This window comes from Streptomyces sp. NPDC005899 (assembly GCF_040629645.1).
Classification (GTDB): Bacteria; Actinomycetota; Actinomycetes; order Streptomycetales; family Streptomycetaceae; genus Streptomyces.
In genome coordinates this window covers 1-5,256 of sequence record NZ_JBEXWB010000399.1, presented here as the reverse complement: position 1 = coordinate 5,256, position 5,256 = coordinate 1, and the positions used below count along the sequence as shown (strand labels likewise).

Annotated in this window: 4 protein-coding genes and 2 pseudogenes; 3 read left to right on the top strand and 3 right to left on the bottom strand. The window is 74.9% G+C overall.

What is annotated here, in order from left to right:
* Window positions 1-22 precede the first annotated feature (22 nt).
* On the bottom strand, window positions 23-598 hold the full coding sequence (locus ABZ371_RS28525; protein WP_358684850.1) for a hypothetical protein: 576 nt from the start codon (window positions 596-598) through the stop codon (window positions 23-25).
* A 70-nt stretch (window positions 599-668) separates the two neighbouring features.
* Complete coding sequence (locus tag ABZ371_RS28520) at window positions 669-1,454, bottom strand: aspartate/glutamate racemase family protein (protein ID WP_358684848.1); 786 nt, start codon at window positions 1,452-1,454, stop codon at window positions 669-671.
* A 58-nt stretch (window positions 1,455-1,512) separates the two neighbouring features.
* On the opposite strand from ABZ371_RS28520, the pseudogene ABZ371_RS28515 reads away from it, so the two are divergent.
* Both ABZ371_RS28515 and ABZ371_RS28510 read left to right on the top strand, forming a co-directional pair.
* A pseudogene (locus ABZ371_RS28515) lies at window positions 1,513-2,406 on the top strand (glycosyltransferase); the annotation flags it as partial.
* A 4-nt stretch (window positions 2,407-2,410) separates the two neighbouring features.
* Window positions 2,411-3,577, top strand: a pseudogene (locus tag ABZ371_RS28510) (PQQ-binding-like beta-propeller repeat protein); the annotation flags it as partial.
* A 54-nt stretch (window positions 3,578-3,631) separates the two neighbouring features.
* Here ABZ371_RS28510 and ABZ371_RS28505 read toward each other — a convergent pair.
* Window positions 3,632-4,363 (bottom strand): hypothetical protein, encoded by a 732-nt coding sequence (locus ABZ371_RS28505; protein ID WP_358684845.1) that lies wholly within the window; start codon window positions 4,361-4,363, stop codon window positions 3,632-3,634.
* 231 nt (window positions 4,364-4,594) lie between these two features.
* Between ABZ371_RS28505 and ABZ371_RS28500 the strand changes: the two genes are divergently transcribed.
* Window positions 4,595-5,128, top strand: a complete 534-nt coding sequence (locus ABZ371_RS28500) for a hypothetical protein (protein ID WP_358684842.1) — start codon at window positions 4,595-4,597, stop codon at window positions 5,126-5,128.
* The last annotated feature ends 128 nt before the right edge of the window (window positions 5,129-5,256 follow it).

Genomic DNA, 5,256 nt, shown 5'->3' with positions numbered 1-5,256 from the left:
CCGCGCTGGGTGGCGGCAGGTTTCAGGTGCTCGCCGGACCCGCGGACTTCTCGACCGGCGCCGGCAGGTGCAGCCGGTCGCGGATGAAGCGTACGGCCGTCTCGGCGTCGTCCACCGTGACGGTGAAGGTCCGGCCGTCCCCGAGCCTCAGCACCAGCGCCTCGCCGCGGCGCACGACCACGGCGGTGCCCTGCTCGGGGCGCCAGCGGTAGCCCCAGCCGCCCCACTGGCGGGGGGTGACCCTGGGGGCGAAGTCCGCGCCCACGACGTGGGTGAGCAGGATCCGGCGCCGGGGAAGCCCGATGTGGCCGCAGCGCACCTCGAGGGCGTCACCGTCGACCTTCACGGCGACGTGCACGAAGGCGAGGGTGCCGAACAGGATCAGGAACCCCGCGGCGAGACAGCCGATGACGGACATGAGCAGCGGGGCGACCCCGGTGCTCCACGCCGGATCGACGGCGAGCTCGACTCCGAGTGCCAGACATCCCGCCCCCGCGGCCGCGAGCAGCCACTGGAAGCGGTTGGTGGCCCGGCCCGTCCAGACCGTGGCCGGGGCCTGGCTCGAACCGTGCCGCGTGTTGCCGGGGTGGTCCGTCATGCCCAGCAGCGTACCCACGTTCCGTGTCCCCGGAAGGGGCGGCGGGGGTGCGCCGGAGCGGCCGGGTGAATCAGAGCGCCGGGCTGACGGCCTTGAGGAGGACCCCCTCGGCGTAGGCCAGAGCGGCCTCGGGCAGGTCCGCCACCCGCCCGCCGTGGAGCACGGCGAGGGTGCCGGCCGGTTGGGCCGACGGAGCGGGTTCGGCCCCGATACGGCGCAGTGCCTGGGCCGCGACCGCCTCGGCGGAGCCGTACAGGACGGCCGGCGGGCGGCCGGGCCGGCGTACGGCGGTGCGGATGCGCTCGGCGACCAGCTCGTAGTGGGTGCACCCGAGGACGATGTGCGTCACCTCGGGCGGTGTGAGGGCGGCCGCGGCGGTGACGGCCCGGTCGATCGCCGCCTCGTCGGCCTGTTCCACCGCGTCGGCGAGCCCGGGGCAGGGCACTTCGGTCACGGCCACCGAGCCTGCGAAGTCGCGGATCAGCCCCCGCTGGTAGGGACTCCCAGTCGTGGCGGGGGTCGCCCAGATGGCGACGGGCCCGCCGGCGGAGGCGGCCGGCTTGATCGCCGGCACCGTCCCGACGACCGGCAGCCCCGGTTCGAGCTCGGTCCGCAGGGTGGGCAGGGCGTGCACGGACGCGGTGTTGCACGCGACGATCAGGGCGTCCGGCCCGTGGTCCGCGGCGGCGCGCGCGACGGTGAGGGCCCGGCGGGTCACGTCCTCGGGCGTACGGGGCCCCCAGGGCATGGAAGCCGGGTCGGACGACAGCACCAGATCGGCGTCCGGCCGCAGACGGCGTACGGCGGCCGCCGCCGCCAGGAGGCCGATTCCCGAATCCATGAGTGCGATCTTCACCCGGTCACCATAGTCGACCGCCCTCACGGCCCCGCCGGAGTGGGGCAGACTTCGGCGAATGAGCGCCGTTGCCTGGATCGCCGTCGGTTCGTTCGCCGTGTGGGCGTGGCTGCTGCTGGGCCAGGGTTTCTTCTGGAGGACGGACCAGCGGCTGCCGAGCCGTACCGACCCGCGGCGCTGGCCCTCGGTGGCGGTGATCGTCCCCGCCCGCGACGAGGCCGGGGTGCTGCCGGCGACTCTTCCGTCGCTGCTCGCGCAGGACTACCCGGGGGACGCGGAGGTCATCCTGGTCGACGACTGCAGCGGTGACGGCACCGGGGACCTCGCCCGCGCCATGTCGGTACGGCACGGGGGGCTGCCCCTGACAGTGGTGTCCCCGGGGGAGCCGGAGCCCGGCTGGACGGGCAAGCTCTGGGCCCTGCGGCACGGGATGGAGCTGGCTCGGCGGCGGAAGCCCGAGTTCCTGCTGCTGACGGACGCGGACATCGCCCACGAACCGGACAGCCTGCGGGAGCTCGTGGCCGCGGCCGGGCCGGCGGGCGAGGGAGGCTTCGACCTGGTGTCGCAGATGGCCCGGCTGAGGGTGGCGAGCACCTGGGAGCGGTTGGTCGTCCCGGCCTTCGTCTACTTCTTCGGGCAGCTCTACCCCTTCCGCCGGGTGAACCGCCGGAAGTCCCGGACCGTGGCAGCGGCGGGCGGCTGCCTGCTGCTGCGGGCCGGGGCGGCCGAACGTGCGCGGATCCCGGACTCCATCCGCCAGGCGGTCATCGACGACGTGTCACTGGCGCGCGCGGTGCGGCGCGGCGGCGGCCGGGTCTGGCTGGGGCTCGCGGAGCGGGTGGACAGTGTCCGGCCGTACCCCGGGCTGGGAGACCTGTGGCGGATGGTCTCGCGCAGTGCGTACGCGCAGCTGCGGCACAGTCCGGTGCTGCTGGCGGGGACCGTCCTGGGGCCCGGCGCCGGACGCGGCGCCCACCGGCCCCGAGCGCTGGCGGCCGTGGCGTTTTCGCATGTCGAACGACGTGTGGGGGACACCCGTCGTCGTGGGCGACCTGCTGTACGTGACGTCCTTCGAGGTGCACGCGCTGGACGTGGGCAACGGCCGGCGCCAGTTCAAGACCCGGGACGTGGCCTGGACGATGGCCGTGGACGGCGGCCGGATCCACGCCTCGGACGGCCCGTCCCTGTACGCGCTGGACGCGGCGACCGGCACCGAGCGGTGGCGGTTGCAGACCGACGCCTGGGTCTACTCCCTGAAGGCCGACCGCGGCACCGTGCTGACGGCGACCCGGGGCGGCGGCGTACAGGCATGGGAGGCATCCAGCGGCGAGAAGCTGTGGGGGACCGCCGGAGTCCAGACGGATTTCGAGACTCCGGAGGCCGGGCCCGTCATCCACGAGGGCACGGTGTACCTGTGGCAGGACGCGCGGCTGCGGGCCGTCGACGCCCGCACGGGCATCGAGAGATGGTCCTATCCCGTCGGTGACGCGGCCTCCTGCGGCGGAGTCCCGGTGCGCGTGTCCCCGGCGCCGGACGGTTTCGTGTACGTCGCCGCGGGCACCCGGGTGCTGGCCGTGGACACCGTCTCGGGCCGGGTGCGCTGGCACTTCGAGTCGCCGGCCGCCTTCCTCTCGCCGCCCGCCTTCGCACCCGGCCCCGCGGTCACGGGGGGCGGGGTCTACCTCGCCGACTACCTCGGCACCGTCTACGCGCTGGACGCCTCGACGGGCAAGGACCGGTGGCGCATCGCGACGGAGGCGCGCCAGTCCGTCGAGCCGGTCCTGGCCGCGGCCGGCAACATCCACGTCGGCAGCGGCAGCGCGCTGTACACGCTGGACGCGGTCACCGGTACGCCGAAGTGGCGGTTCGCGGCGGGCGGCGAGGTCGTGGGGGCCCCGGTCGTCGCCGACGGCCGGGTCCACTTCGGTTCGGCCGACCACGTGCTCTACACCCTCGACGCGTCGGGCGGGCAGCTCCGCTGGAAGCTCGCCACGGGCGGTGAGATCACCGGCTCCCCCGTCGCGCAGGGCGGGGTCGTGTACGCGTGCAGCAAGGACCGGTGCGTGTACGCGCTGGACGCGCTGAAGGGCACGGGCACGGGGAGCCGGGAACCACGGGCCTGAGCGCCCGGTGGGCCGAGGCGCCCCCTCCAAGCGGTCTCGTCCCGTGTCCCGCGCCTAGGAGCGGCCGTCGTCCCGGTGGTCGCGCTCGGGGTCCCGGTCCCAGGCGGGGTACGCGGCCGTGTCCTGGTCCCCGTCCGTGTCCCGCGACCGGTGGTGCCCCGGGGCCGGATCCCCGTGGCCGCCGCGCACCTCCTCCCGGCCCGTGGCCCGGGTGTGCGGGTCCGGGCCCGTGTACGGGTCCCGCTCCTCCTCCGGCCAGGGTGACGTCTGCGCGGCCGGACCGGGCTCCTGGGTGGGCGGCCAGGTGTCCGGGTGGTCGTCCCCGGGGGCCGCGTAGGGCTGGGGCTCGCCGCGGCGGCGCCGGCCACGCCCGCGAGGGCGTCCCGACATCAGGAGGGCGCCCAGCAGGAGCAGCAGCGCCCCGCCGGCGGCGTACGCTACGCCCGGGCCGAGCCCGGTCCCGTCGCCGCCGACCGAGAGGCTGCCGGCCGCCTGCCCCTGGCGGACCATCCACAGCACGGTGAAGCCCAGCACGATCAGGCCCGCTAGGCCCACGGCGGCACGGGATCGCAGGGCGACGCCGATCAGGGCCACGAGGGCGGCGAACGCGAAGGGCAGCAGAAGGGACGTCATCACGGCCCCGTGCGCGCCGGTGATGCCGCCGAACAGGTCCTGGATGCGGTAGTCGCGGCCCGAGCGGCCGCCGTACCAGTGCTGGAAGGGGCTCAGCACCGCGGCCGCCGCTCCGGCGAGAGCGACCACCGAGCCGAGGACGTTGCGGATCATCGGGCAGCCTCCCGCGGCGTTCGCCGGACCCCCGGCCGGCGTTCCGGACTGTGCGCTTCCCCTCCTGCGACGCTACGCCGGGCGGGTCGGCCCCGCCACCAGACCATGACCGGACTGTGACAGGGCCATGACCGGACCGCCGGTCGGGTGACGGGATGCTGTGCGTTACGGTGTCGCGCGGTCGCGCGGCGGCCGCCAGGACGGCCGACAACAGCAAGGGGGGCTGCGTCGATGATGCGGCGAAGGATCAGGTTCGCGGCGGTACTGGTCGTGGTGGTGCTCGCGCTCACCGGGTTCTCCACGTCCAGCCACGGCGGCAAGGGCCGAAGCGGCAAGAGCGGCGGATCGGGCGGCGGCTGCTCCAACTCGAAGAAGAGCAACGGCGGTTACCACGACTACGACGATGACGACTACGACGGCGGTTCGTCGGGCTCCTCCGACGGCTCCACGTACGAGGAGCAGACGTCCACCGGCACCGCCGAGCAGGCGCCGGTCCTCCGGGTCATCCGCTGCGCCCGGCCCAAGAGCGGCAAGCGCAGGGCCATGACCACCTCGTCGGTCGAGATCCGGTCGACCGCGGCCGAGACGCACACCTACGACGTGGACGTGACGTTCGTCGACGGCAAGGGGTTGACCGTGGACACGGGCGAGACCGGCATAGAGGTGGCCGCCGGCGAGAGCAAGATCATCTCGGTGCCCATGGCCAGCCCCCGCCTGGTCTCCCGGGTGAAGCGCTGCCAGGTCACGGCGGAGCTGCGCCACTGACGCGGCACCGCGTGGCATGACGCCCGGCACGACGGCGGAGGCGGCCTGGGATGGGCCGGCTCGCCGGGTTCCGCGGAGTCGCACGGTCGCGCCCACGGCGGCGACGCGGCGCGCGGCCCTCACGGGGC